At 65.0% G+C, this 26,412-nt stretch carries 22 protein-coding genes; 11 read left to right on the forward strand and 11 right to left on the reverse strand.

Going from position 1 to position 26,412, the window contains the following annotated elements; all coding sequences use genetic code 11:
- Positions 1 to 26 precede the first annotated feature (26 nt).
- Positions 27 to 2,165, forward strand: a complete 2,139-nt coding sequence (locus BRO63_RS05965) for a TonB-dependent receptor family protein (RefSeq protein ID WP_088138849.1) — start codon at positions 27 to 29, stop codon at positions 2,163 to 2,165.
- 8 nt (positions 2,166 to 2,173) lie between these two features.
- On the opposite strand, the gene BRO63_RS05970 is transcribed toward BRO63_RS05965, so the two are convergent.
- A complete protein-coding gene (locus BRO63_RS05970; protein WP_088138850.1) occupies positions 2,174 to 3,124 on the reverse strand; it encodes a LysR substrate-binding domain-containing protein in 951 nt (316 codons plus the stop codon).
- Positions 3,125 to 3,215: 91 nt separating this feature from the next.
- Here BRO63_RS05970 and BRO63_RS05975 point away from each other — a divergent pair, with 91 nt between their 5' ends.
- The 3 genes from BRO63_RS05975 to BRO63_RS05985 are packed head-to-tail and all read left to right on the forward strand — an operon-like array spanning position 3,216 to position 7,422.
- The gene (locus BRO63_RS05975) at positions 3,216 to 4,529 is read left to right on the forward strand and encodes a D-serine ammonia-lyase (RefSeq protein WP_088138851.1); all 1,314 of its coding nucleotides are present in this window, start codon (positions 3,216 to 3,218) and stop codon (positions 4,527 to 4,529) included.
- A 39-nt stretch (positions 4,530 to 4,568) separates the two neighbouring features.
- On the forward strand, positions 4,569 to 5,888 hold the full coding sequence (locus BRO63_RS05980) for an MFS transporter (protein WP_088138852.1): 1,320 nt from the start codon (positions 4,569 to 4,571) through the stop codon (positions 5,886 to 5,888).
- Between the two features lie 16 nt (positions 5,889 to 5,904).
- Positions 5,905 to 7,422: a M81 family metallopeptidase gene (locus BRO63_RS05985; RefSeq protein WP_088138853.1), complete on the forward strand. Its 1,518-nt coding sequence runs from the start codon at positions 5,905 to 5,907 to the stop codon at positions 7,420 to 7,422.
- A 41-nt stretch (positions 7,423 to 7,463) separates the two neighbouring features.
- On the opposite strand, the gene BRO63_RS05990 is transcribed toward BRO63_RS05985, so the two are convergent.
- From BRO63_RS05990 to BRO63_RS06005, 4 genes are all read right to left on the reverse strand, one after another.
- Positions 7,464 to 8,021: a dihydrofolate reductase family protein gene (locus BRO63_RS05990; RefSeq protein WP_088138854.1), complete on the reverse strand. Its 558-nt coding sequence runs from the start codon at positions 8,019 to 8,021 to the stop codon at positions 7,464 to 7,466.
- 217 nt (positions 8,022 to 8,238) lie between these two features.
- The gene (locus BRO63_RS05995) at positions 8,239 to 9,444 is read right to left on the reverse strand and encodes a hypothetical protein (protein ID WP_088138855.1); all 1,206 of its coding nucleotides are present in this window, start codon (positions 9,442 to 9,444) and stop codon (positions 8,239 to 8,241) included.
- 71 nt (positions 9,445 to 9,515) lie between these two features.
- Positions 9,516 to 9,995 (reverse strand): hypothetical protein, encoded by a 480-nt coding sequence (locus tag BRO63_RS06000; protein WP_256943247.1) that lies wholly within the window; start codon positions 9,993 to 9,995, stop codon positions 9,516 to 9,518.
- A gap of 14 nt (positions 9,996 to 10,009) precedes the next feature.
- Positions 10,010 to 10,885, reverse strand: a complete 876-nt coding sequence (locus BRO63_RS06005) for a hypothetical protein (protein WP_088138857.1) — start codon at positions 10,883 to 10,885, stop codon at positions 10,010 to 10,012.
- Positions 10,886 to 11,029: 144 nt separating this feature from the next.
- Between BRO63_RS06005 and BRO63_RS06010 the strand changes: the two genes are divergently transcribed.
- The 4 genes from BRO63_RS06010 to BRO63_RS06025 all read left to right on the forward strand — a co-directional run bounded on the left by BRO63_RS06010 (position 11,030) and on the right by BRO63_RS06025 (position 14,276).
- Entirely contained in the window at positions 11,030 to 11,608 is a 579-nt protein-coding gene (locus BRO63_RS06010; protein WP_088138858.1) for a CGNR zinc finger domain-containing protein, read from the forward strand.
- Positions 11,609 to 11,799: 191 nt separating this feature from the next.
- Complete coding sequence (locus BRO63_RS06015; RefSeq protein ID WP_088138961.1) at positions 11,800 to 12,672, forward strand: alpha/beta fold hydrolase; 873 nt, start codon at positions 11,800 to 11,802, stop codon at positions 12,670 to 12,672.
- A gap of 129 nt (positions 12,673 to 12,801) precedes the next feature.
- Positions 12,802 to 13,743: a sensor domain-containing diguanylate cyclase gene (locus BRO63_RS06020; RefSeq protein WP_088138859.1), complete on the forward strand. Its 942-nt coding sequence runs from the start codon at positions 12,802 to 12,804 to the stop codon at positions 13,741 to 13,743.
- A 104-nt stretch (positions 13,744 to 13,847) separates the two neighbouring features.
- Positions 13,848 to 14,276, forward strand: a complete 429-nt coding sequence (locus tag BRO63_RS06025; RefSeq protein WP_088138860.1) for an SRPBCC family protein — start codon at positions 13,848 to 13,850, stop codon at positions 14,274 to 14,276.
- Between the two features lie 51 nt (positions 14,277 to 14,327).
- Here BRO63_RS06025 and BRO63_RS06030 read toward each other — a convergent pair whose 3' ends face one another.
- A complete protein-coding gene (locus BRO63_RS06030) occupies positions 14,328 to 15,188 on the reverse strand; it encodes a DMT family transporter (protein WP_088138861.1) in 861 nt (286 codons plus the stop codon).
- Positions 15,189 to 15,306: 118 nt separating this feature from the next.
- Between BRO63_RS06030 and BRO63_RS06035 the strand changes: the two genes are divergently transcribed.
- Together BRO63_RS06035 and BRO63_RS06040 are read left to right on the forward strand one after the other, a co-directional pair.
- A complete protein-coding gene (locus BRO63_RS06035) occupies positions 15,307 to 16,692 on the forward strand; it encodes an aminotransferase-like domain-containing protein (protein WP_088138862.1) in 1,386 nt (461 codons plus the stop codon).
- Between the two features lie 128 nt (positions 16,693 to 16,820).
- Positions 16,821 to 19,232: a TonB-dependent siderophore receptor gene (locus tag BRO63_RS06040; protein ID WP_088138863.1), complete on the forward strand. Its 2,412-nt coding sequence runs from the start codon at positions 16,821 to 16,823 to the stop codon at positions 19,230 to 19,232.
- A 34-nt stretch (positions 19,233 to 19,266) separates the two neighbouring features.
- Here BRO63_RS06040 and BRO63_RS06045 read toward each other — a convergent pair whose 3' ends face one another.
- From BRO63_RS06045 to BRO63_RS06065, 5 genes are all read right to left on the reverse strand, one after another.
- On the reverse strand, positions 19,267 to 20,196 hold the full coding sequence (locus BRO63_RS06045; RefSeq protein ID WP_088138864.1) for a FecR domain-containing protein: 930 nt from the start codon (positions 20,194 to 20,196) through the stop codon (positions 19,267 to 19,269).
- Positions 20,197 to 20,203: 7 nt separating this feature from the next.
- Positions 20,204 to 20,710 (reverse strand): sigma-70 family RNA polymerase sigma factor, encoded by a 507-nt coding sequence (locus BRO63_RS06050; RefSeq protein ID WP_088138865.1) that lies wholly within the window; start codon positions 20,708 to 20,710, stop codon positions 20,204 to 20,206.
- Positions 20,711 to 20,835: 125 nt separating this feature from the next.
- Positions 20,836 to 21,162, reverse strand: coding sequence for a type 1 fimbrial protein (locus BRO63_RS06055; RefSeq protein ID WP_088138866.1), 327 nt, complete (start codon positions 21,160 to 21,162; stop codon positions 20,836 to 20,838).
- Positions 21,163 to 21,658: 496 nt separating this feature from the next.
- The gene (locus tag BRO63_RS06060; RefSeq protein WP_088138867.1) at positions 21,659 to 22,630 is read right to left on the reverse strand and encodes a FecR domain-containing protein; all 972 of its coding nucleotides are present in this window, start codon (positions 22,628 to 22,630) and stop codon (positions 21,659 to 21,661) included.
- A complete protein-coding gene (locus tag BRO63_RS06065) occupies positions 22,623 to 23,162 on the reverse strand; it encodes a sigma-70 family RNA polymerase sigma factor (RefSeq protein WP_088138868.1) in 540 nt (179 codons plus the stop codon). Before BRO63_RS06065 ends, BRO63_RS06060 begins: the two co-directional genes overlap by 8 nt.
- A 301-nt stretch (positions 23,163 to 23,463) precedes the next feature.
- Here BRO63_RS06065 and BRO63_RS06070 point away from each other — a divergent pair, with 301 nt between their 5' ends.
- The gene (locus BRO63_RS06070) at positions 23,464 to 26,400 is read left to right on the forward strand and encodes a TonB-dependent receptor (RefSeq protein WP_256943248.1); all 2,937 of its coding nucleotides are present in this window, start codon (positions 23,464 to 23,466) and stop codon (positions 26,398 to 26,400) included.
- Positions 26,401 to 26,412: the final 12 nt, after the last annotated feature.

Below are 26,412 nucleotides of genomic sequence, written 5' to 3' on the forward strand. Positions count from 1 at the left end.
ATTCAGTTCTACGCGGAAGCACTCCCATGACGTCCCCCGTCCTGCGCCAACTGGCGTCCAGCCTCACTCTCAGCGCCCTCGGCCTGTCCACGGCCTTTGCCCAGGAAGCTGGCCAGCTGCGCGTGGCCCCCGCCAGCCAGACGGTACCTTCGCTGGCGCCCGTGGTCGTGTCCGGCCAGTCCCTGACGCGCGCCCTCGACCCTGGCCCGCAGCAGGCCCAGGCCGAACTGCAGACCGTGCCCGGCGGCACCAATCTGGCCCAGCCGCAGCAGGAAGTGCGCCTGATTACGCTGCGCGACGCGCTGGACTACCAGCCCGGCGTGATCGTGCAGGAGTTCTTCGGTGGGCTGGATCAGCCGCGCCTGAACATCCGCGGTTCGGGCATCCAGAGCAACCCCTTGAGCCGCGGCATCCTGCTGATGCAGGACAGCCTGCCGCTCAACGATGCCGACGGCTCCTTCATCATCAGCCTACTTGAACCGCGCAACGCCGGCCTGGTCACTGTGCGGCGCGGCGCCAACGCGCTATCGCCTGGCGCGACCACGCTGGGCGGGGAGGTCGACTTCCAGTCCCTGACCGGAACCCAGAGCGATGTCATCCGCCTGGGCAGCGGCAGCTTTGGCACCCGCAATCTCACGCTATCCAAGGGCTTTGACGACGAGCGCCTGGACGGCCGCTTCAGCTTTGGCTACGACAAGTCAGACGGCTACCGCCACCATTCGTCGTCCGAACGTTCCAGCTTCCAGGGCAACCTGGGCTTTCGCCGCGGCACCTTCGAGAACCGCACGTATCTGTCCTACACGGACCTCAAGTTCGACATCCCCCAGCCCGTGCCCAAGGCCCGCATGTATCAGGATCCGCGTAGCGTGCTGGGCGACGGCAATACGCCGCAAGACCTGGCCAACAACGTCTACAAGCGCGATCTGCACCGCGACACCAGCCAGTTCCGCATCGCCAACCGCAGCTATTGGGGCACGGACGCGCTCAATCAGACCGCGGGCATCTATTGGCAGCGTACCAACGATGACTTCACCAATCCCCAGGTCGCCAATGTGACGGATGGCGATACCTACGGCCTGGTTTGGCAATTGGCTGGCAAGGCCGGCAGCGTGGACTACCGCGTCGCGCTCGACTGGCAGCGCAGCGACATGGACCGCGACCTCTACGCCATACGCCCCGCCGATGGCCGCCGCCTGCAACGCTTCGGCGCCTATGACCTCAAGGCCGAGAACCGCAGCGCGCTGGTCGGCCTGGATTGGCACGTGACCGAGCAATTGAGCCTGGTCGGCGACCTGAAGTACACCCAGGCGGTGCGCGACGCGCGCGAACGCAACAGCGGAAAAGCCCTGGACCAGGACTGGAACTACGCCACGCCGCGCCTGGGCATCATCTGGCAACCGGCTGTCGCCCAGCGCTGGTACGCCAACGTCAGCCGCAGCAACGAAGCCCCGACCTTCTGGGAAATCGTCAATGGCGAAGTGCCCGCGCCCATGAACCCCGCCACCGCGGTCACGTCGATGAGCAAGCTCGACCTGCAACGCGCGCTGACGTATGAAGTCGGCGGAGACGGCACGGTCCAGATCGCTGGCCGCGACTTGAACTGGACTGTGTCCCTGTACCGCAGCAACGTCGAGGACGAACTCATGTCCGTCACCAACGCGAACGGCACGCCGGCGGGTACCTACAACTACGCCGGACGCACCCGCCATCAGGGCATCGAGGCCGGTGTCAACGGCAGCCTGCCCTCTCCTGGCGAGGGGGCGTTCGATTACCGCATCGCCTATACCTTCAGCGATTTCCGCTTCCGCAGCGGTGAGTACCAGGGCAACCGCATCGCCGGCGTGCCGCGCCACCTACTCAGCGCGGAGGTGATGTACCGCCTGGGTGGATGGCGTTTCGGCCCCAATCTGCGCTGGCTGATGAGCGACACCGAAACCAACCACGCCAATGCGCCGGGCACGCAGCAGAACGCCTATGCATTGCTGGGCTTCAAGGTCGCATACGAGCACGATGCGCACTGGAGCGGGTACGTGCAGGCTGACAACCTGACAGACAAGACCTACGCCAGCAGCTATGCCATCCGCAATACGGCCACGCCCGCGATGCCGATCTTTCTGCCAGGCAACGGCAGGTCATTCAGCGCGGGCGTAGCGTATCGGTTCTGAGCGGCAAGCTAGCCGCGCGCGCATCCTATCAGCGCCGAACGCGCGCTGTCGAAGTTGCGGCACTCGGATTTCAACCACTCGGAAAAGACCCGGGTGCGCCGCTCCTCAGGCCGGCGCGACAGCAACACATAGCGCGCCGGCGCGGGCACGTGCTTGCCGAACACGTCTACCAGCCGGCCGCTGCGGATCTCGTCATAGACCATTGCGCTGCGCCCGATAGCCACGCCCTGGTGATTCAGCGCGGCGCCAATGGCCAGGCTGGCCAGATTGAACTGCGGCCCCTCCAGGTGGCGGATCCAGCCTGGCCGATGCGCTTGCATCCAGGTGCGCCACTCGATGAACTCCGCGGCGCCGACCCAAGGCGAGGCGTCGTGCAGGAACTCGACGCCGTCGAGCGATTTGCCGGTGCGAAACGCGGGGTGCGCGGCCAGGTATTCGGGCGTCGCGACCACCAGCAAGTATTCGTCCAGCAGGGCGTCCGCTTGCAGATGGCTGTAGTGCGCCGGGTCATAGCGGATGGCGAGGTCTATGTCTTCTTCCTCCATCAGCTTGCGGTCCAGCAGTTGGAACTCCGCCTTCAACCGCACCGATATGTCCGGCTGCAAGCGATGGAATTCGGTCAGGCGCGGCATCAGCCATTGCAGCGCGAACGATGGCAGGCAATTGACCTGCAGCGCGGACGCCGGCAAGCCCAGCCGCTCGATTTCCTGCTGGATGTCGCCCAGCGCGCGGCTGACTGTCGTGTACAGCGACTCGCCCTTGGGCGTGAACTTAAGGCCGCGTTGCTGACGGACGAACAGCAGGTAGCCCAGGCGGTCTTCCAACTGCCGGATCTGCTGGCTCACCGCGCTTTGCGTGAGATTCATGGCGGCCGCCGCCCGGGTGAAGCTGAGATGACGGCCGGCCATGTCAAAACACCGCAGGGCGCCCAGGAGTGTCGAGTCGAAATGGACAGACATAAGTCACACTAATGGCTGAATTAGAAATGATCGCTATTCTTGCATGCCTCCGGAATCTACGATTTGCGCCGAACCATCAACCCGCAAGTCCATGATGACCGCCAATTTCGATCCTCAGCTATTAGAAAATCTTCAAGCAAGAACGCCTTTGCTATGGCTCAACCCAGCTAGGGGAGGGCCCTTGCCCGGCTCCGCGCCGTCCCTGGCTCTGATCGACGAGGCCGAAAGCCGCCTGGCGCGTTGCGCGCCGCTGCTGGCCGCGTTGTTTCCCGAGCTTGCCGCCGCGGGCGGGCATATCGAGTCCCGGCTGATGGCCGCCAAACCCCTGCAGCAGGCGCTGGGCGCCGGCGACGCGTCGGGCAGCTGGTATCTCAAGCGCGATGACGAGCTGCCCGTCGCCGGGTCCATCAAGGCGCGCGGCGGCTTTCACGAAGTGCTGGCCATTGCCGAGTCGATCGCGTTGGAACACGACCTGCTCAAGGATACGGCGACGGACAGGCGCATCCTGGCGACGCCGCAGGCCCGCGCCTTGTTCAGCCAGTACGCCGTGACCGTGGGCAGCACCGGCAACCTGGGCATGAGCATCGGCGTCATGGCCGCCGCGCTGGGATTCGATGCCGTGGTGCATATGTCCGCCGATGCCAAGGAATGGAAGAAGGACCGTTTGCGCAAACGCGGCGTGCGCGTGGTGGAGCATGCCGGCGACTACGCCGAGGCCGTCGCGGCCGGGCGGGCGCAGGCGCTGGCCGCGCCCCGCAGCCATTTTGTCGACGATGAACAATCCGAGCTGCTGTTCTTCGGCTACGCCGCCGCGGCGCGCGGACTGGCGCGGCAGTTGGCCGAAGCGGGGCGCGTGGTCGATGCGGCGCACCCTCTGTTCGTGTACATCCCCTGCGGCGTCGGCGGCGCGCCGGGCGGCATCAGCCATGGCCTGAAGGCGCTGTTCGGCCCCAACGTGCATTGCTTCTTCGCCGAACCCGTGGCGTCGCCGTGCTTTCTGGTGCAGCTGGCATCGGGTGCGGATTCTCCAGTGTCGGTCTACGACATCGGCCTGGACAACCGCACCGAGGCCGACGGCCTGGCCGTCGGCCAGGCTTCCGAACTGGTGGCGTCGCTGATGAGGCCCCAGCTCGGCGGCGTCTTCACCGTGTCGGATGACGAGCTCTACCTGAACCTGTTGGCGCTGAAAGACACCCTGGGCGTGGAGGTCGAGCCGTCGGCCGCCGCCGCGGTTTCGGGGCCGGGTTGGCTGGGATCGGCCACCGGACGCGCGTATGCGCCGGACATCGACATGTCAGCCGCCACTCATGTCATCTGGGCCACCGGCGGATCGCTGGTGCCCCCCGACGCGCTGCGCGGCTTCCAGGACCACGCCAGGCAACTCAGCCAGCGTCGCGCGGCATAAGCCGCAGCACCCAAAAACGACATACCAAGGAGAAAACCCGTGAGCGGAAGTGCAACCCTCCCCGCCGGCCGCGCAGCGCGCCCGGACCAGCAAGCCTTTGAAGACGCGACCTACAGAAAGGTCGCGCTGCGGTTCATTCCCTTTCTGATGCTCTGCTATGTGGTCGCATACCTGGACCGCATCAACATCGGCATCGCCAAGCTGAACATGCTGGCCGACCTGCAGTTCAGCGAGGCCGCCTATGGCCTGGGCGCGGGATTGTTCTTCATCGGCTACATGCTGTTCGAAGTGCCCAGCAACCTGATCATGCATCGCGTGGGCGCGCGCCTGTGGATCGCGCGGATCATGATTTCATGGGGCATCCTGTCCGGCATCATGGCTTTCGTCACCGCGCCCTGGCAGTTCTACACAGTGCGTTTTCTGCTGGGCGTGGCCGAGGCCGGGTTCTACCCCGGCGTGATCCTCTACCTGACCTATTGGTTTCCCAACCGCCGCCGCGCCAAGATGACGGCCATTTTCCAGGCTGGCATTCCGGTGGCCGGCCTTATCGGCAACCCGCTGTCGGGCTGGATCATGGAACGATTCCATCTGGTCGGCGGGCATCCCGGCTGGCAATGGTTGTTCGTGCTGGAAGCGCTGCCCACCATTCCGTTGGCCATCGGCGTGCTGTTGATCCTGACCAATCGCGTCCAGGACGCCGCGTGGCTCACGCCGGAACAGCGCAAGCTGATCGAGCGCGACATCGCTGCGGACAACGCCGGCCGCGAGCACATGCCTCTGCTGCAGGCGCTGCGCGACGCGCGCATCTGGAAGATCGTCGCCATGACCTTTCCGGCGATGATGGCGCTGTACACGCTGGGCTTCTATCTGCCCACGCTGATCAAGGACGCCGGCGCCGAGGGCGGTTTGCGCATTGGCCTGCTAAGCGCCATTCCGTATCTGGTCGCCATGGTGGCCATGATCCTGGTCGGACGCAGCTCCGACCTGCGCCGGGAACGCCGCTGGCACCTGGTCTTCATCCTGGTGCTGGGCGCGGCGGGACTGGTCGCCAGCGTGTCCGCGGGCACCAACCTGACGCTGGCCGTCGTCTCATTGTCGGTGGCCGCCGCCGGCATCATCAGCTTCTCTCCCATCATGTGGACGCTGCCCACCGCCTTCCTGGGCGGGGCCACCGCGGCTGCGTCGATCGGCATCATCAACAGCCTGGCCAATCTGGGCGGTTTCGTCAGCCCCTACCTGATCGGCTGGATCCGCGACATCTATCACAGCACCGCGCCAGCCATCTACATCATCGCGGGTTCGCTCCTGGTCAGCGCCTTGATTGCGCTGAGCTTCGACCCCAAGAAAGTCAATCGCTGAAGGCAAGGGATACGCCATGGCAAACGCTAAAGCTGCCGCGCCGCGACTCGCTGTCGCCGGCCTGATCCATGAAACCAATACCTATGCCGCCGAGGTCGCCGGCCAGACGCCGCTGCGCGCATTCGAGCAATACGGCAGGGAAGAGATACTGCAAGCCTTTGACAAATCGAATCACCAGGTCGGCGGTTTCATCGAAGGCGCCAGACAGAAGGGCGCCGAACTGATCTGCACCTTCGTCGGCCAGGCCACGCCCTCGGGCACGATCGAGGCCCAGGCCTATGCGGAGATGAAACGCAGAATCCTCGACGGCATCCACGCCGCCTTGCCGCTGGACGGCGTGCTGCTGGCGCTGCACGGCGCCGGCGTCGCCGATGGCATCGAGGACATCGAAGGCGATCTGTGCCTGGCGGTCCGCCGGCTGGTGGGCGCCGAGGTCCCGATTGCCGCCGTCTATGACCTGCATGGCAACATGACCGAGGCCATGCGGCAGGCCTGCGATCTGACCTTGCCTTGCAAGCTGTATCCGCACACCGATTTTCACGACCGCGCGGTCGAGGCGGTGGCGCTGTTGCTCGAGATCATCGGCGGCCGGCTCAAGCCGGTAACCGCCATGCGCCGCCTGCCCATGCTGCCCTACATTGTCACGACGCAGGAAGGCTTCATTCCCGCCGAGGTCAATGCCGTATGCGCCAAGCTGGCCGCGCTGCCGGGCGTGATCGACTGTTCGTGGTTCCATGGCTTTCCCCTTGCGGATATCGCCGCGCCGTGCCCGGCCGTGGTCTGCACCACGGCGGGCGATCAGGCGCTGGCCGAGCGCTGCGCGAATGAAGTCGCGCAATGGATCTGGTCGCACCGCGAGGCGTTCCGGCCATCGCTGCCTAGCCCGGAGCAGGGCGTCGCCATGGCGCTGGCCGCCGCGCATGGTCCCGTCGTCGTCAACGAGTACGCGGACAACCCCGGCGGCGGCACGCCCGGCGATGGCACTTACCTGTTGCGCGCCATTCTGGACGCCAAGCCCGCGCCCGGCGTCTGCTGCTTTGCCTCCATCAACGATGCGTCGGTGGTCGAGCAGGCGCGCCAGGCCGGCGTCGGTGCGACCATCAGCGTGTCGCTGGGCGCCAAGCAGGGCCGCTTCCAGGGGCAGCCGCTGCGGGTGCATGCCTATGTGAAAGCCATCACCGACGGCCGCTTCGTCAATCGCGCAGGCTCGATGTTCGAAGGCGTGCGCTTCGACCTTGGCGCCATGTGCCGCCTGGTCATCCAGGGCGTGGACGTGATCGTCGCCTCGCGCGCCGAACAGATCTACGACGAGGAACCGTTCTTCCTGCATGGCATCGACGTGACCGCGTACAAGCTGATCGCCATCAAAGGCGCCAACCACTTCCGCGCGGGCTACCGCCGGCTTGCGGCGCAGATCATCTCTGTCGATAGCGTGGGCTTGAGCACTGCCGACATCACTTCGTTCCCGCGGGAGCGGCTGGCAGGCGAATACTGGCCGCTGGCGGATATCGCGGACTACGCGCCGCAGCCGTAACTGCGCAGCGGCCCGGCCCTGAAGAATGTGTGCGGCAGGCGCTATCGCGCCGCGCCGTATTCCAGCGCGTAGCGGCTCTGCACGAAGCCGAAAGGATAGGCCACGGTCGCTGCATGCCGCAGGGCGACGTCCTTCGCCAATTCACCGAACAGGCGGCGCCCGCCGCCGATCAGCACGGGGATCACCGTGATAGTGATGTCGCTTAGCAAGCCAGCCTGGATAAAGGACTGCACCGTCTTGCCGCCGTCGATGTACAGGCTCTTGCAGCCGTCCGCGCCGGCGCGTTCCAGCAACTCCTCCAGCGAGCCGCCGTGCAGCCGGACCGAAGCGGGCGCGCTTGCTGGCAGGCTGGCCATGCTGCGGCTGAGCACGTAGACCGGCATTCCGCCGTAAGGCCATTCCGGAAACGAGGCGACCTTCTCGAACGTGGCGCGGCCCATCACCAACGCATCCACGGTCTTCATGTACGCGCCATAGCCGCAGTCCTCGCCGGCAGGCACGGTCTGGTTGGCGCTGTCCAGCCAGTCCAGACCGCCGTCCTCGCGGGAGATGTAGCCGTCCAGGCTGGTCGCGATGAATGATGAGCAGTGCAGTGCCATGGCGCGCGGATCCTATCGGTTGCGGGAAGGCGAAGATGGTAGCGCATTGCCCGTTAGTTGCCGTGGGCCAGGACGCGGGCTGGGTTGCGTTTCCGTCGTTAGCGTGCCCATGATTCGGACGATGTCCGCGCAGTCCACTCCCGGTCCCGCGGCGCAAGTAGGGCGGTCCAGCCGTGTTTGATCGGAGGCTGTGCAAGCGCGCGAGCCTCCGTCCCGTTCAGTCGGAAACCAGATACGCCTGCCCGCCTGGCTTCAGATAGGGCGCCAATGCCCTGAACGGCACGCTGGCGTGCGTGCCCAGGCAAGCGCCCGCCGAGTGTCCAACTCCGGACACTGACAGGCTCAGCGCGCCGGGCGCCTGGACGCCCAGCGCCAGGTAGTCGGGCCAGAGGTCCGCGCAGTCTTCCAGATTGGGGCGATCCTCGGACTGCTGGGCGGCCGTTCCCGCCTTGACGGCCTGTTGCACCAGCCCGAGCAGGGCAGGACTCTTTTCCCCGCCAAAGCTGCGCTTGCCCGGCGCATACGCGTCGAACACGCGATTCCAGTCCAGGTACTCGCCGCGCAGCAGATCGTAGGTGTAGGGCTCGAAATGGTTGTAGGGATGGGCTCCGCCGCAGTCCAGGCTGCCCGATTCGGTCACGGTCATCAGCGCGCGCGACAGCCAGGTGACTGTTACGTCCTCTTCATCGAACCCGCCCAGCGTGCCGGCGCCGGGATTGCTGCTGGTGTAGGCCGACGCCATGCAATCGAGTGCGCCCAGGCTCTTCTGCCAATGGCGCTGTTCCAGCAGATGGTTCGTGCGCTGCAGGACCTGCGCATCGGGATGCCGGCTCAGCCGCGGGTAAACGAACTTGGTGCGCGGGTCTTGCCACATGCGGTAGGCCACCACGCCGTCGCCGATCTCCTTGCCGACGGGCTGGGCGTGTCCGGCCAGCTTCAACGTCTGGTAGGGCGCGCGGGCAGCGTCGATGCCCGCCTGGACGTCGATATCGCCGAGATTGACTTGGTTGGCGCGTGCCTGCTTGCGGTCCTTTTCCAGCTGCTCCGTGTCGTACTGGGCAACCTGTTTCAGATCGAAGCGGCGCTGCTTGCCGGTGCCTGTGTCGGTCCAGAGACCACGGTAGCCGTTGGCGTCGAGCGTGCCCTGCCAGGTCGCGGCTTGAGCCGAAGCCCCTTCCTGGCGGGGCTTCGGTTCGAAGAGTTCCTTGGCCGTTCCCCGCAGGGGGATGTCCACGCCGTGCCTGGCGTAGAAGTAGCGGCCGGTCAATGTGCCGTTGGCCGCTGCTTCGGTGTCCAGCTCCAGCACGATGTCGCCGGCGCCTTGCAGGGTTCCGGTGTAGACGGTGCGGGGCGCGGCGCAGGCCGGGGCGGCCGACAGGGACAGGACGGCCAGCGTAAGCGCGGTGCGGACGTTGCAATGCATACGGAACGGTGAGCGAAGCATCAGAGGGCCTAGGGTACAAGGGGTAGGGTCGGCTGAATATACCGGAACTGTCAGCCCAGCATCGCAGCCGCCTGGCCGTCCGCAAGCATCTGCTCGAACAGGTCATCGAGGTCGCTAGCCACCTCGCTGACCGCCTCGAACTCCGGTTCGACGCCATGCACGACCTGACCGGATCTTCTGTCGATCGCGAGAAATTCGTAGTCTCCGTCCACGCTCATGAAGATCGGTACATGACGCGTCCAGAAGGCCTCGACTTCCTGCCGGCCGGCCTCGCTCACGGCGGCTTCCAGGCTCATGCCGCGAAAGGCGTCCCATCCAAAGGCGCTACCGGTGGTTGCGGCATAGTCGGCCGCGCAGAGGAACCAGCGCGTGTCGTCCGCGTTGCTCAGGTGCGTGTACAAGGACAGGAACGCCGCGTGTTCGGTGCTGCCAGCCGGCGCGGCCATGGGCGCGGGGCCGGGCTCCGGGCGCAGTACCGTCCAGCCGCGCGCGGCAAGAAAGTCCAGGAAACGTTCGTGCAGGATGTTCATCAGGCCCGCCATGGCTATCGCGTGGCCGCGATGTTCACGCGCCGCAAGCGCGCATTCAAGGTTTGCGCCAACTCGCCCAGTCCCACGTCGCCGCAGCCGACCAGCGTCAGCTCCTGCAATCGGGGCAGTTGGTCCAGCACGCCGATGTCCGCAATCCGCTTGCAGTACTGAATATCCAGCCGCTCCAAGCCCTCAAGTGCGGCGACAGGACCTATCATCTCCAGTGCAGTCTGGTTCTTCAGCCGCAAGGAACGCAATCCCGCCAGTTGCTCGATACCGGACAGCGTCTTCAAACCGCGTCCCGCCACCAGGCCCAGCGCCAGCAGCGGCAGTCCCGCGATGCGACCGAAGACCGACGAATCGAACGGCACGTTCCAGAGGTTCAGTTCCCTGAGCGGCAGGCTCAAGGCGCGGTCCAGCAGCGTGCCGCGCCGGTCTGGAACCATCGACAGCGACATCAATGCCGGGAAATCCTCCGGATCGAACCGCAACGTTGCGTCGACTGTCAGCGCTTCCAGCCTGGGCAGCGGGCCAGCCTGCCAGGTGTAGGTGCCGGGTGCGGGATGGAGAGAGAGATGGCGCAGGCTGGCCGGGAGCATGTCTGCGCGCAATCCGGTCAGGACGCTGCTTGAGACGGCGCCGGGACCGACAGACAGATGCGCCAGCGATGGCAGCCGGGCGATGAGTTCGGGCAGCTCGTGCAGCGGGTCGCCATGAGGCGCCCATAGGTGCGCGTCTTCGATCGAGGCCAGGACGGCCTCGCCCGGCGGGGCGTCGTGGAACACGATGCGTTCATCCGCGCCTGGGAATTGCGAGCGTTGGCGGCTGTGCATGACGCGCCAGGTCTGCGCGCGGGCAGGGCGAGGGATCGAAAACGGGATGAAGGACATGCGGCTTTCCAACGGATCCTTGGCCTGTCAGTTTACGGTGTGGATCGTGCGGGGAGCGGGTATCGCGCGATGGCTGGCGTGGTATAGCTATTTTGTAACTTGATAGATAATAACTTAGTGGTTACATTGAAGGCGGAGATAACCATGACCGCCACCCCCTCGCCCGAATTCCGCCTGCTGGGCGACCACGCCGCCCTGGATCTGATCAACACCATCGAACAATCCGATGATGGTCCCCTCGACCGACTGCAATCGGACGACGACGTGCTGGCCTGGCTGCAAGCTTCGGGCTTTGCGCCCACCCAGCGCAAGGCCCCCAAGGGCCTGCTCGAATCCGCGCGAACCCTGCGCGAGACAGTGCGCACGTTGGTGGCGCAAAGAAAGGGGGGATTGCCGCTCAAGCTTCATGCGCTCAACCAGGCGCTCGCGGCCGGAGGCAGCCATCTCGAGGTCGCCGTTGTGGCGGGCGCGCCCAGCCTGGCGCGCCGCTATGAGGCGGCTACGCCTGATCAATGGCTGCTTCCCGCCGCGGAGGCCGCCGCGGACTTGCTCGTGCACGGGGATTTCGACCTGGTGCGCAAATGCGAGAGCCCGCTCTGTTCCCTCTGGTTCTATGACCGCACGCGATCCCATCGCCGCAGGTGGTGCAGCATGGCGCTGTGCGGCAACCGCCACAAAGTGGCAGCCTTTCGCCAGAGGGAAGCCCAGGACGCGGCTTCCTGAGTTCTGCTTCGCTCAACCATCCGGCCGCTCTGGCCGGATTTTTTTTGGGTGTACCTCTGCTGACCATAGCTTCCATCTATTTTGGTAACCGGTAAAAATTAAATTGACAGGTTACTTAGAAAGAAGAAGAATGGCTTCCACAGCCAGTAGGAATTTGGCCATTGATCCAGTCCTTGAACCCGGAGATCGTCATGTCCAGCACCCCTGAAAACCAGATCCAAACGCGTCGCGTGCAAGCCGACGGCCTGAATTTTTTCTATCGCGTGGCGGGCGATCCCGACGCGCCCGTGCTGCTGCTTCTGCACGGCTTTCCCAGTTCCTCGCATCAATTCCGCAACCTGATCCCGATTCTGGCGGCACGCTTTCACGTGATCGCGCCGGACCTGCCCGGCTTCGGCTTCACCGAAGTGTCCGAGGAACGCCGCTACCGGTACACGTTTGACGACCTGGCCGTGTCGCTCGGCGCGTTCGTCGATGCGTTGGGCCTCAAGCGCTATGCGATGTACGTTTTCGATTACGGCGCGCCCGTCGGGCTGCGACTGGCGCTGGCCCACCCCGAGCGGGTGACCGGCCTGGTCTCGCAGAACGGCAACGCGTATCTCGAAGGGCTGGGCGACGCCTGGGCGCCAGTCCGGGCCTACTGGGCAGAGCCGACCGCGGCCAACCGGCAGGTCATCGCGGATGCCGTGCTGAACCTCGAGGGAACGAAGTGGCAGTACCTGCATGGCGTCGCCAATCCGGACGACGTGGCTCCGGAAAGCTACACGCTCGATGCCGCCCTGCTCGAACGGCCAGGCAACAAGGAAATCCAGCTCGATCTGTTCCTGGACTACGCCAACAACCTGAAGCGGTATCCGGATTTCCAGGCGTTCTTCCGCGCGGCGAAAGTCCCGACGTTGGCAATCTGGGGGCGCCACGATCCGTTCTTCATTCCGCCTGGCGCCGAGGCGTTCAAGCGGGACAATCCGGACGCGCAGGTTGAGCTGCTGGATACCGGGCATTTTGCGCTCGAGACGCATGCGGGGCATATCGGACGCCGGATCATCGAGGTGTTGGCGCCGTGATGGATTCCGAAAGGACCGCCGGGGCGGCCCTTTCATTACGCATACCTATTGGAGCGCGCCGCGTATACCGCCGCAGCAGACGGATTCAGGCTAAAGTGCCCGTTCATTTGGATCGAGGATGGATAGGGTATGTCCAACGAAAGCCCGCTTCTTGATGACAACGCGGTGTACAGGACCTTGCTGGAGTCGACCAAGGCGATTCCCTGGAAGATTGATTGGGCCACGAAGCAGTTCGCCTATATCGGTCCGCAGATCGAGGCGTTGCTGGGCTGGACCGTAGCAAGCTGGGTGAGCGTGGAGGATTGGGCCATGCGCATGCACCCGGAGGATCGCGATGCCGTGGTGAATTTTTGCGTCAGCCAATCCCAGGCCGGCGTGGACCACGAGGCCGACTATCGGGCGCTGACCAAGGACAACGGCTACGTGTGGATCCGCGACGTCGTGCACGTCATGCGCGATGACAACGGCCAGGTCCAAGCGCTGATCGGCTTCATGTTCGACATCACCGAACGCAAGCAGACAGAGGAAAAGCTGCTGACCTTGCAAAAGGAGTTGGAGGCGCTGTCCTTCAAGGATGGCTTGACGAATATTGCCAACCGGCGTCGCTTCGATAGCGGTTTTGAACTGGAATGGGAGCGTGCGGGCAGCGAACGAAAGCCGTTGTCGGTATTGTTGTTCGACGTCGATTTTTTCAAGCAGTACAACGATTTGTATGGCCACACCCAGGGCGACCAGTGCCTGGTGGATATCGCGCAGACCTTGAGCCTTGCGCTGGACGGCCCGCGCGATCTGGTTGCGCGATACGGCGGAGAAGAGTTTGTCGTGCTGCTGCCCGAAGCCGATGCCGAAGTTGCGCGAAAAGTCGCTGAACGCTGCCAGCGATTGCTCCAGAAGAAGGCTATCGTGCACGCGCTGTCACCGCATGGCGGGTGCGTTACCGTCAGCATCGGAGCAGGCACGGTGGTGCCAGACGGGCAGACAGACCGTGCTGGTTTCGTCAAGGCCGTAGATCAGCAACTGTACGCGGCCAAGAACAACGGGCGAAACCGAATTGAGCACGTGGAGCTATAGACCCGTCCGTGTGTGGGAAATGGGTGCCAGACTACAATTTGCCTATCCAAATACTGCGAAATCGTAGTCTGACACCGTTATCCTGCCGAGGAATCTACCCGTTCATGCACATCGAAGAACGCATCCAAATCGCAGTGCCTCCCATGGTCATCGACCATATTTGGAGCGAAGTCGACCGATGGCACCTGTGGGACCCGGACACCAAGCAAGCCCAATTGAACGGGCCATTCGTCGTTGGAACAAGAGGCCGGATAGTTCCCCGCAAGGGCATGGGCGTGCCCATGGTTGTCACAGAGCGATCCGAGGGCCGATCGTTCACCGTAGAGGGTTACATCCCTCTGTTCCGCATGCACTTCGAGCACACCGTTACGCCGGTGGATGCCGGCTCGGAAGTCGCTCACCGCGTATGGTTCTCTGGCGCCCTTGCGGTTATTTTCGGGCCACGTGTCGCCAAGCAGATTCGGGAGGGGCTTCCTCAAACCATGCAATCACTTAAAGCATATGCTGAGAATCGCGAAGCGCCTCGTCACTAGCCGCGGGCCAGCCTGGGATATGGCGTCAGCTTCACGCCTATCCCACCATTCCTAGGCATACCGCTTCGCACCCGCCACGCAAACCACCGCCGCCAGCGTCACGATCAACATCGTCCAGCTGACATTCTCATGCAGCAGCAGCGCCGCCAAGCCTAGCCCCATGAAAGGCTGGAATAGCTGCAACTGCCCCACAGCGGCAATTCCGCCCTGCGCCAGCCCGCGGTACCAGAACACGAACCCGATAAGCATGCTGAACAGCGACACGTAGGCCAGGCCTATCCACGCGGGCGTGCCGACGTGTTCGAACGTGGCGGGCATGGTAAGCAGCGCAATGGGCAGCATGACGGGCAGGGACAGCACCAGCGCCCAGCTGATGACTTGCCAGCCGCCCAGCTTGCGGGAGAGCTTGGCGCCTTCGGCGTAGCCCAGGCCGCAGACGATGATGGAGGCGAGCATCAGCAGGTCGCCGGTGGGCGAGGCTTCCAGGCCGCCCCAGGCGGCGTAGCCCGCAACGCAGGCGGCGCCGACGATGGAGAACATCCAGAACGGCGGGCGCGGGCGTTCGCCGCCGCGTATCACGGCGAAGATGGCGGTGCTGAGCGGCAGCAGGCCGAGGAAGACGATGGAGTGGGCCGAGGTCACGTGCTGCAGGGCCAGCGCCGTCAGCAAGGGGAAGCCGACGACCACGCCCAGCGCGGTCAGCGCCAGGGACGGGATGTCGGACAGGGACGGCCGGCGTTGGCGCAGCAGCATCAGCAGGGCCAGGCCCAGCAGGCCTGCGATGGCGGCTCGGGCGCAGGTCAGGAATATGGGGTCGAGGTCCGCCACGGCGACCCGCGTTGCGGGCAGGGATCCCGCGAAAATCACGACACCGATAAAACCGTTTACCCAGCCGCTGGTGGCCTTTTGCATCTGAAGCTCCTTGATACCGGGCTTCAGTACAGCACGGCGGCCGTGTGCAGTCCACGCACAATCCAGTACAATTTTACGGAACTGTTATGTATTAAAAGCCAGTACGGTGGAGGATTCCATGGCGCGTGGCGGTACCCTCATCAAGAAAGTCATGAGCGAGATCCAGGCGCGGATTGCGGCGCGCGTGGCCTTGCCCGGCGCCCGGCTGCCTTCGGTGAGAGTGCAGGCCAAGGCGCTGGACGTGTCGGTGTCCACGGTGGTGGAGGCCTACGAACGGCTGGCGGCCGAGGGCGTGCTGGTGTCGCGTCCCGGTTCGGGATTTTACGTGGCCGGGCAGGTGGCGCCGCTGGCGCTTACCGAGATGGGACCGAAGCTGGACCGGGAAGTCGACCCACTGTGGGTATCGCGCCAGTCGCTGGCGGCGGAGGCGGATAGCTTGCGGCCGGGCTGCGGCTGGCTGCCGGTCAGCTGGATGTATGAGGACGGGCTGCGGCGCGCCATGCGCGGCATGGCGCGGGCCGAGACCGCGGAACTGACCGAGTATGGAACGCCCTTGGGCCACGCGCCCTTGAGGCAGCTGCTGGCGCGACGGATGGCGGGGATGGGGATAGAGGCCGGGCCCGAGCAGATCATGCTGACCGATTCGGGGACTCAGTCCATCGACCTGATCCTGCGCTTTCTGCTGGAGCCGGGGGACACGGTGCTGGTGGACGACCCCTGCTACTTCAATTTCCATGCGCTGTTGAAGGCGCATCGCGTCAAGGCGGTGGGGGTTCCGTACACGCCGAACGGTCCGGATGTGCGGGCATTTGAAACGGCGCTGCGCGAGCATTCTCCGCGGCTCTACATCACGAACTCTGGCATCCATAATCCCACGGGCGCCACCCTGTCGCCCTTGGTCGCGCACCGTCTGCTGAAGCTGGCGGACGATTCCGAGTTGGTGATCGTCGAGGACGACATCTTCGCGGATTTCGAGAATACGCCCGCGCCGCGCCTGGCCGCGTTCGACGGGCTGTCGCGGGTCATACACATCGGCAGCTTCTCGAAGACGGTATCGGCGTCGGTGCGCTGCGGATATATCGCGGTGCGCTCCGACTGGGTGGAAAGCCTGACCGACCTGAAGGTCGCCACGACCTTCGGCAGCAGCCGCCTGGCGGCCGACATCATCTTCAGGACGCTGACGGGGAGCGGCTACCGCAGGCATATGGAATCGACCCGGCTGCGGCTGGCGCAGCAAATGGACAAGACGGCCGCGAAGCTGCAGAAACTGGGCATCAAGCCCTGGCTGACGCCGCGGGCGGGGATGTTCCTGTGGTGCCGCCTGCCCGAGGGCAAGGACGCGGCCACCGTCGCGCGGCTGTGCCTCAAGGAAGGCGTGGTGGTGGCGCCTGGCAATGCGTTCAGCCAGTCGCTGGCTGCGGGAGATTTCCTGCGGTTCAACGTCGCCCAGTCCACGGATGAGCGGGTGTTCACGGTCCTGGCCAAGGCGCTGAACGCGGCTTGATGCGCGCGCTGACGCCGCTTGCCTGAACCGTCGCCAGCCGCATTCCAAAATATTCTCCTGTCCCCTGATACCTTTTGCTTTCTCAACTGGCATAGCAACTATCCATCCCAGTTCGAGAGGCTTTCTTCATGCGTTTCCCCTCCACCAGGCGCCGCCGCGCGATTTCCATGGCCGTGTTGGCCGGCACCCTGGCCGCAGGCGCGGCCCATGGCCAGGGCGTTGCGGCCCCCGCCACCGTCCAGGCCCGCCAGGTCTATGACATTCCGCCCGGTCCGCTGGGCAAGACCATGGCGAGCTTTGCGCTGGCGTCTGGGATTTCGCTGGCCTTCGAGCCGTCCTGGACCGACGGCCTGCAAAGCCCGGGCGTGTCGGGCGAGTTGAGCCGGGCCGAGGCGGCGCGGCGCCTATTGGCTGGCAGCGGGCTGGAGATGGTGGCGCGGACCGATGGCAGCTACACCCTGCGCAAGGCGGCGTCGGATGCGGCGACGCTGCCGGCGATTACGGTGACGGGGGCTGCGGGCTATTCGGGCGTGAATCCCTATCTGGTCGGCAGCGCCACGTCCGCGACCAAGACGGCGACGCCCTTGATGGAGACGACGCAGTCGATTTCCGTGGTGACGCAGGAGCGCATGACGGTGCAGGGCGTGCAGACCGTCAGCGACGCGCTGAGCTACACGGCGGGCGTCTACGCCAATGTGGCGGGGGACAACCCCACCGACAATACGCTGATGGTGCGCGGCTTCCAGCAGATTTCGACCAACGCCTATACGGATGGCCTGCGCAACAGCAACACCGGCTATTTCGCGCCGGAGCCTTACGGCATGGACCGCATCGAGGTGCTGAAGGGGCCGTCGTCGGTGATGTACGGCCAAGGTTCGCCGGGCGGCATCATCAATTTCGTGTCCAAGCGCCCCTTGTTCGAGTCGCATCGCGAGGTCGGGCTGTCCACGGGCAGCAATGACCGGATCCAGGGCTCGATGGACATTGGCGATGTGATCGATGAGCCGGGCACGCTGGCTTACCGCCTGGTGGCCCTGGGCCGCAACGCGGACAGCAATATCGACGGCGTGCCGGACGATCGCGTGTATGTGGCTCCCAGCCTGACCTGGGCGCCGAGTGCGCGCACCTCGGTGACGCTGCTGGCCTCGTACCAGCGCAACCGCAACCTGTTCACCAGCAATCTGCCATATTCGGTGCTGGACGGTTCCAACCCCAATGGCCGCGTGCCGCGGCATCGCTCGCTGAACCAGCCGGGCTTCGACAAGGAGCAGGGCGAGCTCACCAACATCGGCTATGAGCTGAGCCATGCGTTTTCGGACGCGTGGACGTTCCAGCAGAATTTCCGCTATGGGCATTTCAAGGGCTACGAGGATCAGCTGTTCCGCAACAGCGGCGTGATCAATGGCACGGACATCGCGCGCTATTACCAGCTGCGCGATTACGACAGCGATACGTATTCCGTGGATAACCGGCTGGTGGGCAAGTTCGCGACCGGCGCGCTGGACCATACCCTGCTGGTCGGCCTGGATTATCAGTACAGCAAACGTACTGCCGATACGCAGACGGGCAATGCGCCGCCGATCAACATCTACCATCCGGTGCGGGTCAGCATCGATACGTCGCGCTATACCTCGCTGCTGAGCACCGATGAAAGCAGCCGCCAATTGGGCGTCTATCTGCAGGATCAGGTCAAACTGGACCAGTGGGTCGCAACGCTGGCCGGACGCTATGACTGGGTCAACCAGCGCACCACCAATGTGTTGCGGGATGTGCGCACGGACACGGCAGCGGAGGATTTCACCGGCCGCGCCGGGCTGGGCTATGCCTTCGAGAGCGGGTTTTTCCCGTACGTGAGCTACAGCGAGTCGTTCTCGCCGCTGACGGGTACGGACATCAACGGCGCGCAATTCAAGCCCGAGAAGGCCAAGCAGTACGAGGTCGGCGTGAAGTACCAGGCGCCGGGTTCGGACAGCTATGTGACGCTGGCGGCGTTTGACCTGCGGCGCCAGAACGTGCTGACCACCAATCCGCGGAACACTTCCTTCAGTGTGCAGGAAGGGGAGGTGACGTCGCGCGGCATCGAGCTGGAGGGCGTGCTGCGTCCGGTGCGCGGGCTGAATGTGATCGCGTCCTATACCTACAACGACGTGGAAGTGACCAAGGACAATCCCAATTTCGCGGGCCTGAGCAACAAGGGCAAGGCGCCGGTGCGCGTGCCCAGGCATCTCCTGTCCTTGTGGACCGACTACACCTTGTCCAGCGGTGCGCTGGAAGGCCTGACGCTGGGCGCGGGGGTGCGCTACACGGGCTCCACCTTTGGCGATGCGCAGAATACGTTCAAGGTGCCGGCCTACACGCTGGTGGACGCGATGGTGGGCTATGACTTTGGCCGCGCCAATCCGTCTTTGAGAGGCTTGAGCGCGTCGGTCAATGTACGCAACCTGACGGACAAGTATTACGTCGCGGGCTGCTTCCTGAACAATGCCTGCCTGCTGGGCGCGGGCCGCAGCGTGATCGCCAACGTATCGTACAAGTGGTGAAGGGCCAGGCGGAGCGGCCTGCGTCCCGCCGGCGTCAGGCCGGGCCTACCGTGATCCAGTAGCCGCCCAGGCGCGAGGCGACCGTCACCGGATAGGTGGCGGCCAGCATCGCCAGCGAGCGGTCGGTGTCTGAAAGCGGGAAGGCGCCGGACACGCGCAGCGCGGCAACGGCGGGATCGCAGCGCGTGACGCCCTTGCGGTAGCGTGCCAGCTCGGCCACCAATGCGCCCAGCGGCATGCCGTCGGCCAACAGCATGCCGCGCGTCCAGCCGATGGCGGCCGGGTCCGATGGGGCGGCGGCGTCGATGCCACGCGCCGAGAAGGCGGTCTGCTGGCCGGCGTTCAGGACCAGCGTGTCGTGTTCCGTGGCGACGCGCACCGCGCCTTCCTGCACCGCGAGGCGCGTCCCGCCGTCCTGCAAGCGCGCCGAGAATCGGGTACCCAATGCCCGCAGCTTGCCGTCGCGCGTGTGCACCTCGAAGGGGCGCGGGTCGCCGGCAGTCTCGATGTAGATCTCGCCCGCGCGCAGCAGGACGATGCGTTGGCCCGCGTCGTAACGCACGTCGATGGCGGAGGCCGTGTCCAGCGTCAGGCGGGTGCCGTCGTCCAGGCGGATCTCGCGGCGTTCGCCGGTGGCGCTGCGGATATCGGCGGTCCAGCCCTCGGTATCCGACCAGCGCCACGCGCTCCAGGCGGCGGGCGCCACCGCCAGCAGCGCGGCCAGCTTGGCCAGGGCCGCGCGGCGCGAGCGCGGCCGGTCCAGCGCGGGCATGGCCAGCGCGGCGGGCACGCCGCCCAGCGTGCCCAGCAGCCGTTCGGCGCGCAGCCATGCCTGTTCATGGGCGGCGCTGCGCGAGCGCCAGTCCATCCAGGCGCGGCGGTCTTCGGCCGACACGGCGCCGGCATGCATGACTACCAGCCATTCAGCGGCTTCGTCGAGGATGCAGTTTTCCACGGCGCTCATTGGCGGTTCACTCCATGCAGGCCAGGCATTGCCGGAAGGCGCGTGCCATGTAGCGCTTCACGGTGATGAGCGATACCCCGATCCTGCTGGCGATCGCTTCATACGTAAGTCCCTCGATCTGCGACAGCAGGAAGGCGCGCCGCACCGGAGCGGGCAAGGCGTCCAGCATGGCGTCGATCTCGTGCAAGGTTTGCAGAACGATCAATTGGCGTTCGGGCGAGGGCGCCTGATCTTCGGGCAGTTGAGCCAACGCTTCAAGATAGGCTTGCTCCAGTGCGCGGCGCTGGTACCAGTTGACCAGGATGCCGCGCGCCACCGTGGTCAGGTAGGCGCGAGGTTCATGCAGGACGGCGGGCAGGCGCGCATCGAGGATGCGGGCGAAGGTGTCGTGCGCCAGATCGGCGGCGTCGCCCACATTGCCCAGCCGCCGGCGCAGCCAGAGCTGCAGCCAGGCGTGGTGGTCGCGGTACAGCGCGCCGACGCGTTGGCGCGGATCGCAGTTGTCAGCCTCCATGGGCCTCTCCCCTGGGCTGACGATCGCAGCCTAAATGCAAATAAGATTGTTTCGCATTTTAGGGCAAGGGTGGGGCGCAGGCAATCCGGCGTTGTGTTTGGGCGCCGGATTGCGGGGGGCGACGATTACAGATAGGCGAGGGTGACGATGTAGCCCTGGGCGTCCTTTTGCCCAGCTTGCCGCGCCTTGAGGGAAACCGGCTGCACGTCGACCTGCACGCGGCTGGCGCTCAGACGATAGCGGTCTGCCGGTATGCCCGCGGCGCGGGCGCGTTCGGCATCGCATTCCAGGCGGACGACGGCTTTGCGGGATTGAACCTGGGGCGTGCAGGACGCAGCCTCGACGATGGCTCCCTGGAAGTAGATGGTTCCATCCGCGGCGTGGGCTGCGGGAAGGATGCTGCTGGAGACACCCAGCAAAAGCAGGGACAGGCGATAGTGGAGCTTGGACATGACAGCAACTCCTTGCGACTGGGAACGGAGGGGGATAGCTATGTCTGTCTTCACTTCTTTAACGGCGGCGAGCGGCGGAAATTAACTGCAACCCGTCGGCGCGCCATGTTCGTGTACGCGAGCCTGTGCCTGGCTTGCTGCAGCAACGCGGGCGCGTCAGTCCGCACGGCGGTCTGCAGCCGCGAGGGATCGTTAGCGTGTGTACTGCATCGAGAAGGGGGGCGGCTCGCTACGCGAACTGGGAGAGGAGTATGGGCGGCATCGTGGGCTCCTTGAATCGCGCGGCGGAGGGCGCGCGGTGGCGGTCGGGGACCAGGAACGGACTGTCGGCCAAGATGAAATGCTTGGTTTCATTGTGGCAGGTCGCGAGGAAAAATCAATAAGCAAATGCACGGCGTTGGAGAACCGCCGGAAAGCGGCATGCGCGTGCAAGCGGGGCGGGCGAGCTGTGAGCATCCCCGGCCGATGGCAGGACGACCCAGGAACGAGATTCCGATCAGCGCCCCTGGCGGCCGATGCGTATGCGCGATCCGTCGCGTTGCATGCGCAGGCCGTAAGTCTGGGCCAGCATGCCGACGGCCAGCGGCAAGTCGTCGATGGGGAAGGCGCCGGAGACCCGCAGCGGCTGCAGCGACGCTTCGCACTCGATGATGTCCGGGCCGTGGCGCATCAGTTCGTCCGCCCATTGCAGCACGGGCATGTCGTCCGCCACCAGCAGCCCCTTGCGCCAAGCCAGCGCGTTGAGGTTCGCTGCGTCGATGGGGCCCAGGCCGCCGCGGTTGAACCGGACCTGATGGCCGGCTTCGATGATGTTGGCGCCGGGGTTGACGCTGGCGCCGTCCGGGTGGATCTGTACGGCTCCTTCGTAGACGGCCAATAGCGTGTAATCCGCCAGTTGGCGCACCGTGAAGCGCGTTCCCAGCGCCAGCATCAGGCCGTGATCGCTCTGCACCAGGAAAGGGCGCGGCGGACGCTGCACGTCGGTTGCGGTCGCGATATGGATTTCGCCACGGCGCATGCGCAGCAGCCGCTGCCGGTCGTCGTAGCGGACATCCAGCGCCGTGTCGGTATTCAGCGCGATTTGCGCGCCGTCCTCGAGCCTGATCTCCAGGCGTTCGCCCACGGCGGTGACGTAATCGGCCGCCAACCAGTCGCGCCAGGGCTGATGGCGCCATGCCAGCCACCCCAGGGGGGCCGTCGCCAGCAGGACCGCCAGGCCGCGCAGCATGGCGCGCCTGCCAGTATGCAAGGGACGTTGCAGCGTGGGCTTGGCCAGGGCGGGGGGGAGGGCGCCCATGCGCGCGAGCAGCCGCTCGGCGCGCCTCCAGGCGCGTTGATGATCGTTGCTGCTGGCGCGCCAGCGTGCGAACTCCGCTTGCTGCTCGGGCGCGAGCGGCGCGTCCTGCATCAACAACAGCCAGCTGGCCGCCTCTTCCAGGATATGCGGGGCGAGGGCGGCGTCACTCATCGGGCATCAGGCTCAGGCATGCCAGATAGGCTTTGTGGATGTAGCTCTTGACGGTGGGCAGGGCCACCTTCAAGGCCAGCGCGATCTCCTGCTGCTTCATGCCGTCCAGCGTCGCCATCAGGAACGCTTGTTTGACGCGCGGCTTGAGCGTGTCGAGCATGGCGTCGAGCTCGTGCAGGGTTTCAAGGATGATGCTCCGCTGTTCGGGCGAGGGGTGCTGCGGTTCGGGCAAGGCGGCCAGCGCGTCGAGCCAGGCGCGTTCCAGCGTCTGGCGGCGCATCCAGCTGAACAGCACGCCCTTGGCCACGGTGGTGAGGTAGGCGCGCGGTTGCTGAATGGCATCGCGCCGCGTGTCGCCGCGGCCGGCCAGGATACGCACAAAGGTGTCGTGAGCCAGATCGTCCGCCATGCTGGCGCCCCACGAATGCAGCCGGTAGGCCAGCCATTTGCGCAGCCAGGCGTGGTTTTCGATGTACAGGGCCGCGATGCTGTCGCGCTCTGCGTGGGGAAACGTGGGACTAAGGGCTGTCATCGCGGGGCGGACGATTCAAGGGCTGGCGGGAAAAACGCCAAGCCCATTCAAATAAAAACAATTATCATTCACCAATTGACGATTCGCAATATCGGCAAGGGCAAAGTGAAGCCGGCATGCAACAGCCCAAGCCTCTCCTCTACGACGGAACAAAGCGGTTTTGACAGTGCAAATGCCTCCGGCCCCGCAACGCACGAAAGAAAATTGTGCAAAAAACATATCCCTTTTCCGACCTCGTGCGGCAAAGGGTCTGAATGCCCGCGTCCGGCGCGGGAACCAGACCCAACGAGTTAGGAAGAGCATGTACCGAGTCCGCCGTCTTTCCCCAGGCCCGCAATCCTCATGGCGCTTGCGCCCGGTTGCGTTCGCGCTGCGTTGCGCGTTGGTCGGCCTGCCTGCCTCCACTGTGGCGGCTCCCGCGCAGACTGCGCCGGCAGCCGCTCCCGCAGCACCGGCAGCGGCTTCCAGAACGCTGGACGATCCCGCGCCACGCAATTACGACATCGCTGCCGGGCCCTTGGGCGCGGCGCTGGGCAGTTTCGCCAGCCAGTCGGGGTTGCTGCTGTCGTTCGATCCGGCCTTGACCCGCGGCTTGACGGCCCCGGCGCTGGTGGGGCGCTACACCGTGCGGGGCGCCTTGCAATTGCTGCTGGCGGATACGCAACTGCAGCTGGTGCCGCGTCAGGACGGCAGCTTTGCGCTGGCGCCGATGCAGGGTGCGTCGTCCGGAGCCTTTGCCTTGCCGTCGGTGCTGGTCACGGCCGAAACGCTGCCGGAAAAAGAGGTCTACGTGGCGCCACGCTCGTCCGTGTACTTGTCGAGCCAGGACATCGACCGCTTTGGCCGTGTTTCGGCGGGCGACCTGTTGAGAGGCGTGCCCGGCGTGCAGGTGGGCGACAGCCGCAACGGCGGCGGGCTGGATGTGAACATCCGGGGCATCCAGGGGCAAAGCCGGGTGGCGGTGCGGGTCGACGGCTCGGAGCAGGCCTTGGATGTGTACCGGGGCTATGCGGGCACGCAGCAGCGCAGCTACATCGATGCGGACCTGATCAGCAGCGTGACGATCAACAAGGGACCGTCGGTCAAGTCGGGCGCCATTGGCGGTTCGGTGGAGATGCAGACCATCGGCATCCAGGACATCCTGGTGGACGGCAAGGCTTTCGGCGTGCGCCTGACGGGAGATGTGTGGAATAACGGAGTGGCGCCCGCCGATCGCGATCCCAATGGCCGCAAGGGAAGCCTGGCGTCGGTGCCGCACGATAGCCGCGGCAGCCTGTTTGGTTCCGAAGCGCAGTCCGGCAGCATCGCTCTGGGATACACGAATGACAAGTTGGACCTGGTTGCCGCTTACGCACGCCGCGACCAGGGCAATTACTTCAGCGGCAAGAAGGGGCAGGAGCGCTATCGCGTCTACGACAAATATGGCGACGAGCAAGACAGCGTCGCCACCGTATACAACGCGGGGGAGGAGGTGTTGAACTCATCCGCCAAAACCGAGTCGGTCCTGCTGAAGGCGACGATACGCCCGGCGGACGGCCATACGCTGAACTTGGGCTACCGCAGCTTTGACGGGCGCATGGGCGAGATCATGCCGTCGGATATTTTCCGTACCAGGACCGCAGGTATTTACCAGTACCCCTTGAGTGAAACCAAGATCGACACCTATACGGCGCGCTACAACTATCAGCCCGCGGGCAATCCGCTGGTGGATATGACGGCGAACCTGTGGTTGACGGATGCCAAGACCAGCCTGCTGACCTCGGTGTTGGCGCCGGCTTCGCAGAGGTACCGTTCGGACCGCAACTGGACGCGGCAGGCCGACCGGCGAATAGGCGGAGACTTGAGCAATACGTCGCGATTCCAGACCGGCGCGGGCGACTTCAAACTGGATCTGGGCGGATCGTTCCAGATCGAGGACATCCGTCCGCAGAAGGGCGTGGTCACCACGCAGCACGACATCAATTCCAACCGCATGCTGCGCGATGCTTCCCGGCAAGAGTTCAGCTTCAGCGGGCAACTGGACTACAAACCGACCGACAAGCTGACCCTGTGGGGCGGCGGCCGCTACAGCCACTACACCAACAAGGACAACGGCATCTACGCCACCGCGCGGCGCGAGGAACGCGAGCTGCGCTACGTGTCGGTGTCCAAGCCAGGAGGCTGGGGCAACATGATGTGGTTCCCGGACCAGAACGGGCAGTACACCGACGCCACGGACCCACGGCTGAATAACGGGATTGTGTTCGGCAACTCCAACAATCCCTATGAAGGCGTGCGGTTCGACGAGTTTGGCGCGACCGACACGCGGGTCCACCCGACGCAGACCTCCGAGGTGGTCACGGGTTACAGCTATTCCGGAAAACAGCGCAGCAGCGGCGGCGGTTTCGCGCCGTCGGCAGGCTTCAACTTCGAATTGGCGCCCGATACCTTCGTCTATGCCTCCTACACGCAAGGCCTGCGCCTGCCGTCCTTGTTCGAGACTAGCCGCGGCGTCCTGCAGACCGATCCGGGCAAGGGCTTGAAGCCCGAACGCTCGAACAGCTGGGAGATCGGCGCCAGCACGCTGCGTGGCAATGTGCTGAAGGATGGCGATTCGGCGGCCGTCAAAGTGGCGTACTTCAACAACAACATCAAGAACTACATTACTCGCTATTACGACCCCACGCCTGGCATGAACGGCCTGATGCGGTTCAGCAACGCCGACAGCTACAAGACCAGCGGCCTGGAGTTGCAATCACACTACGATGCGGGGCGTGTGTTCGCGGATCTGTCGGCGACCTACTACCTGAAGACCGAGACCTGCGATTCGGCGTTCGCGGCGCGCTTGCGGGCCGGTGCGAACGAATACCAGGAAACCGGAAACACGCCGAACTGCACGCCTGGCAGCTTCATGGGTTCGTACACGAACACGCAGAATCCACCGAGGCTGGCGGTCAACCTGACGACAGGCCTGCGTTTCTTCAACGACACGCTGACCGTGGGCGGCCGCATGACCTACACGTCAGGCCCCACGGCCAAGGCCGACCAGCCGTGGCAGACCGGCGCGACCACGCCGCAGCTGGTCTATCACCAGGTCACGCTGTTCGACCTGTTCCTGAACTACAAGCTGCGCGAGCACACGGTCGTGAATGTCTCGCTGCAGAACCTGACTGACCGCTACTACCTGGATCCCCTGGCCATGAGCTTCATGCCCGCGCCCGGCCGCACGCTGCGCGTGGGGCTGCAGACCAGGTTCTAACCCGAGGCAACC

The organism is Achromobacter xylosoxidans (assembly GCF_002192695.1).
In the GTDB taxonomy this organism is placed as follows: domain Bacteria; phylum Pseudomonadota; class Gammaproteobacteria; order Burkholderiales; family Burkholderiaceae_B; genus Achromobacter; species Achromobacter xylosoxidans_C.

Coding starts and splice junctions, on each gene's coding strand:
- BRO63_RS05965 (WP_088138849.1), top strand. CDS start 27: ATGACGTCCCCCGTCCTGCGCCAACTGGCGTCCAGCCTCACTCTCAGC.
- BRO63_RS05970 (WP_088138850.1), bottom strand. CDS start 3,124: ATGTCTGTCCATTTCGACTCGACACTCCTGGGCGCCCTGCGGTGTTTT.
- BRO63_RS05975 (WP_088138851.1), top strand. CDS start 3,216: ATGATGACCGCCAATTTCGATCCTCAGCTATTAGAAAATCTTCAAGCA.
- BRO63_RS05985 (WP_088138853.1), top strand. CDS start 5,905: ATGGCAAACGCTAAAGCTGCCGCGCCGCGACTCGCTGTCGCCGGCCTG.
- BRO63_RS05990 (WP_088138854.1), bottom strand. CDS start 8,021: ATGGCACTGCACTGCTCATCATTCATCGCGACCAGCCTGGACGGCTAC.
- BRO63_RS05995 (WP_088138855.1), bottom strand. CDS start 9,444: ATGCATTGCAACGTCCGCACCGCGCTTACGCTGGCCGTCCTGTCCCTG.
- BRO63_RS06000 (WP_256943247.1), bottom strand. CDS start 9,995: ATGAACATCCTGCACGAACGTTTCCTGGACTTTCTTGCCGCGCGCGGC.
- BRO63_RS06005 (WP_088138857.1), bottom strand. CDS start 10,885: ATGTCCTTCATCCCGTTTTCGATCCCTCGCCCTGCCCGCGCGCAGACC.
- BRO63_RS06010 (WP_088138858.1), top strand. CDS start 11,030: ATGACCGCCACCCCCTCGCCCGAATTCCGCCTGCTGGGCGACCACGCC.
- BRO63_RS06015 (WP_088138961.1), top strand. CDS start 11,800: ATGTCCAGCACCCCTGAAAACCAGATCCAAACGCGTCGCGTGCAAGCC.
- BRO63_RS06020 (WP_088138859.1), top strand. CDS start 12,802: ATGTCCAACGAAAGCCCGCTTCTTGATGACAACGCGGTGTACAGGACC.
- BRO63_RS06025 (WP_088138860.1), top strand. CDS start 13,848: ATGCACATCGAAGAACGCATCCAAATCGCAGTGCCTCCCATGGTCATC.
- BRO63_RS06030 (WP_088138861.1), bottom strand. CDS start 15,188: ATGCAAAAGGCCACCAGCGGCTGGGTAAACGGTTTTATCGGTGTCGTG.
- BRO63_RS06035 (WP_088138862.1), top strand. CDS start 15,307: ATGGCGCGTGGCGGTACCCTCATCAAGAAAGTCATGAGCGAGATCCAG.
- BRO63_RS06040 (WP_088138863.1), top strand. CDS start 16,821: ATGCGTTTCCCCTCCACCAGGCGCCGCCGCGCGATTTCCATGGCCGTG.
- BRO63_RS06045 (WP_088138864.1), bottom strand. CDS start 20,196: ATGAGCGCCGTGGAAAACTGCATCCTCGACGAAGCCGCTGAATGGCTG.
- BRO63_RS06050 (WP_088138865.1), bottom strand. CDS start 20,710: ATGGAGGCTGACAACTGCGATCCGCGCCAACGCGTCGGCGCGCTGTAC.
- BRO63_RS06055 (WP_088138866.1), bottom strand. CDS start 21,162: ATGTCCAAGCTCCACTATCGCCTGTCCCTGCTTTTGCTGGGTGTCTCC.
- BRO63_RS06060 (WP_088138867.1), bottom strand. CDS start 22,630: ATGAGTGACGCCGCCCTCGCCCCGCATATCCTGGAAGAGGCGGCCAGC.
- BRO63_RS06065 (WP_088138868.1), bottom strand. CDS start 23,162: ATGACAGCCCTTAGTCCCACGTTTCCCCACGCAGAGCGCGACAGCATC.
- BRO63_RS06070 (WP_256943248.1), top strand. CDS start 23,464: ATGTACCGAGTCCGCCGTCTTTCCCCAGGCCCGCAATCCTCATGGCGC.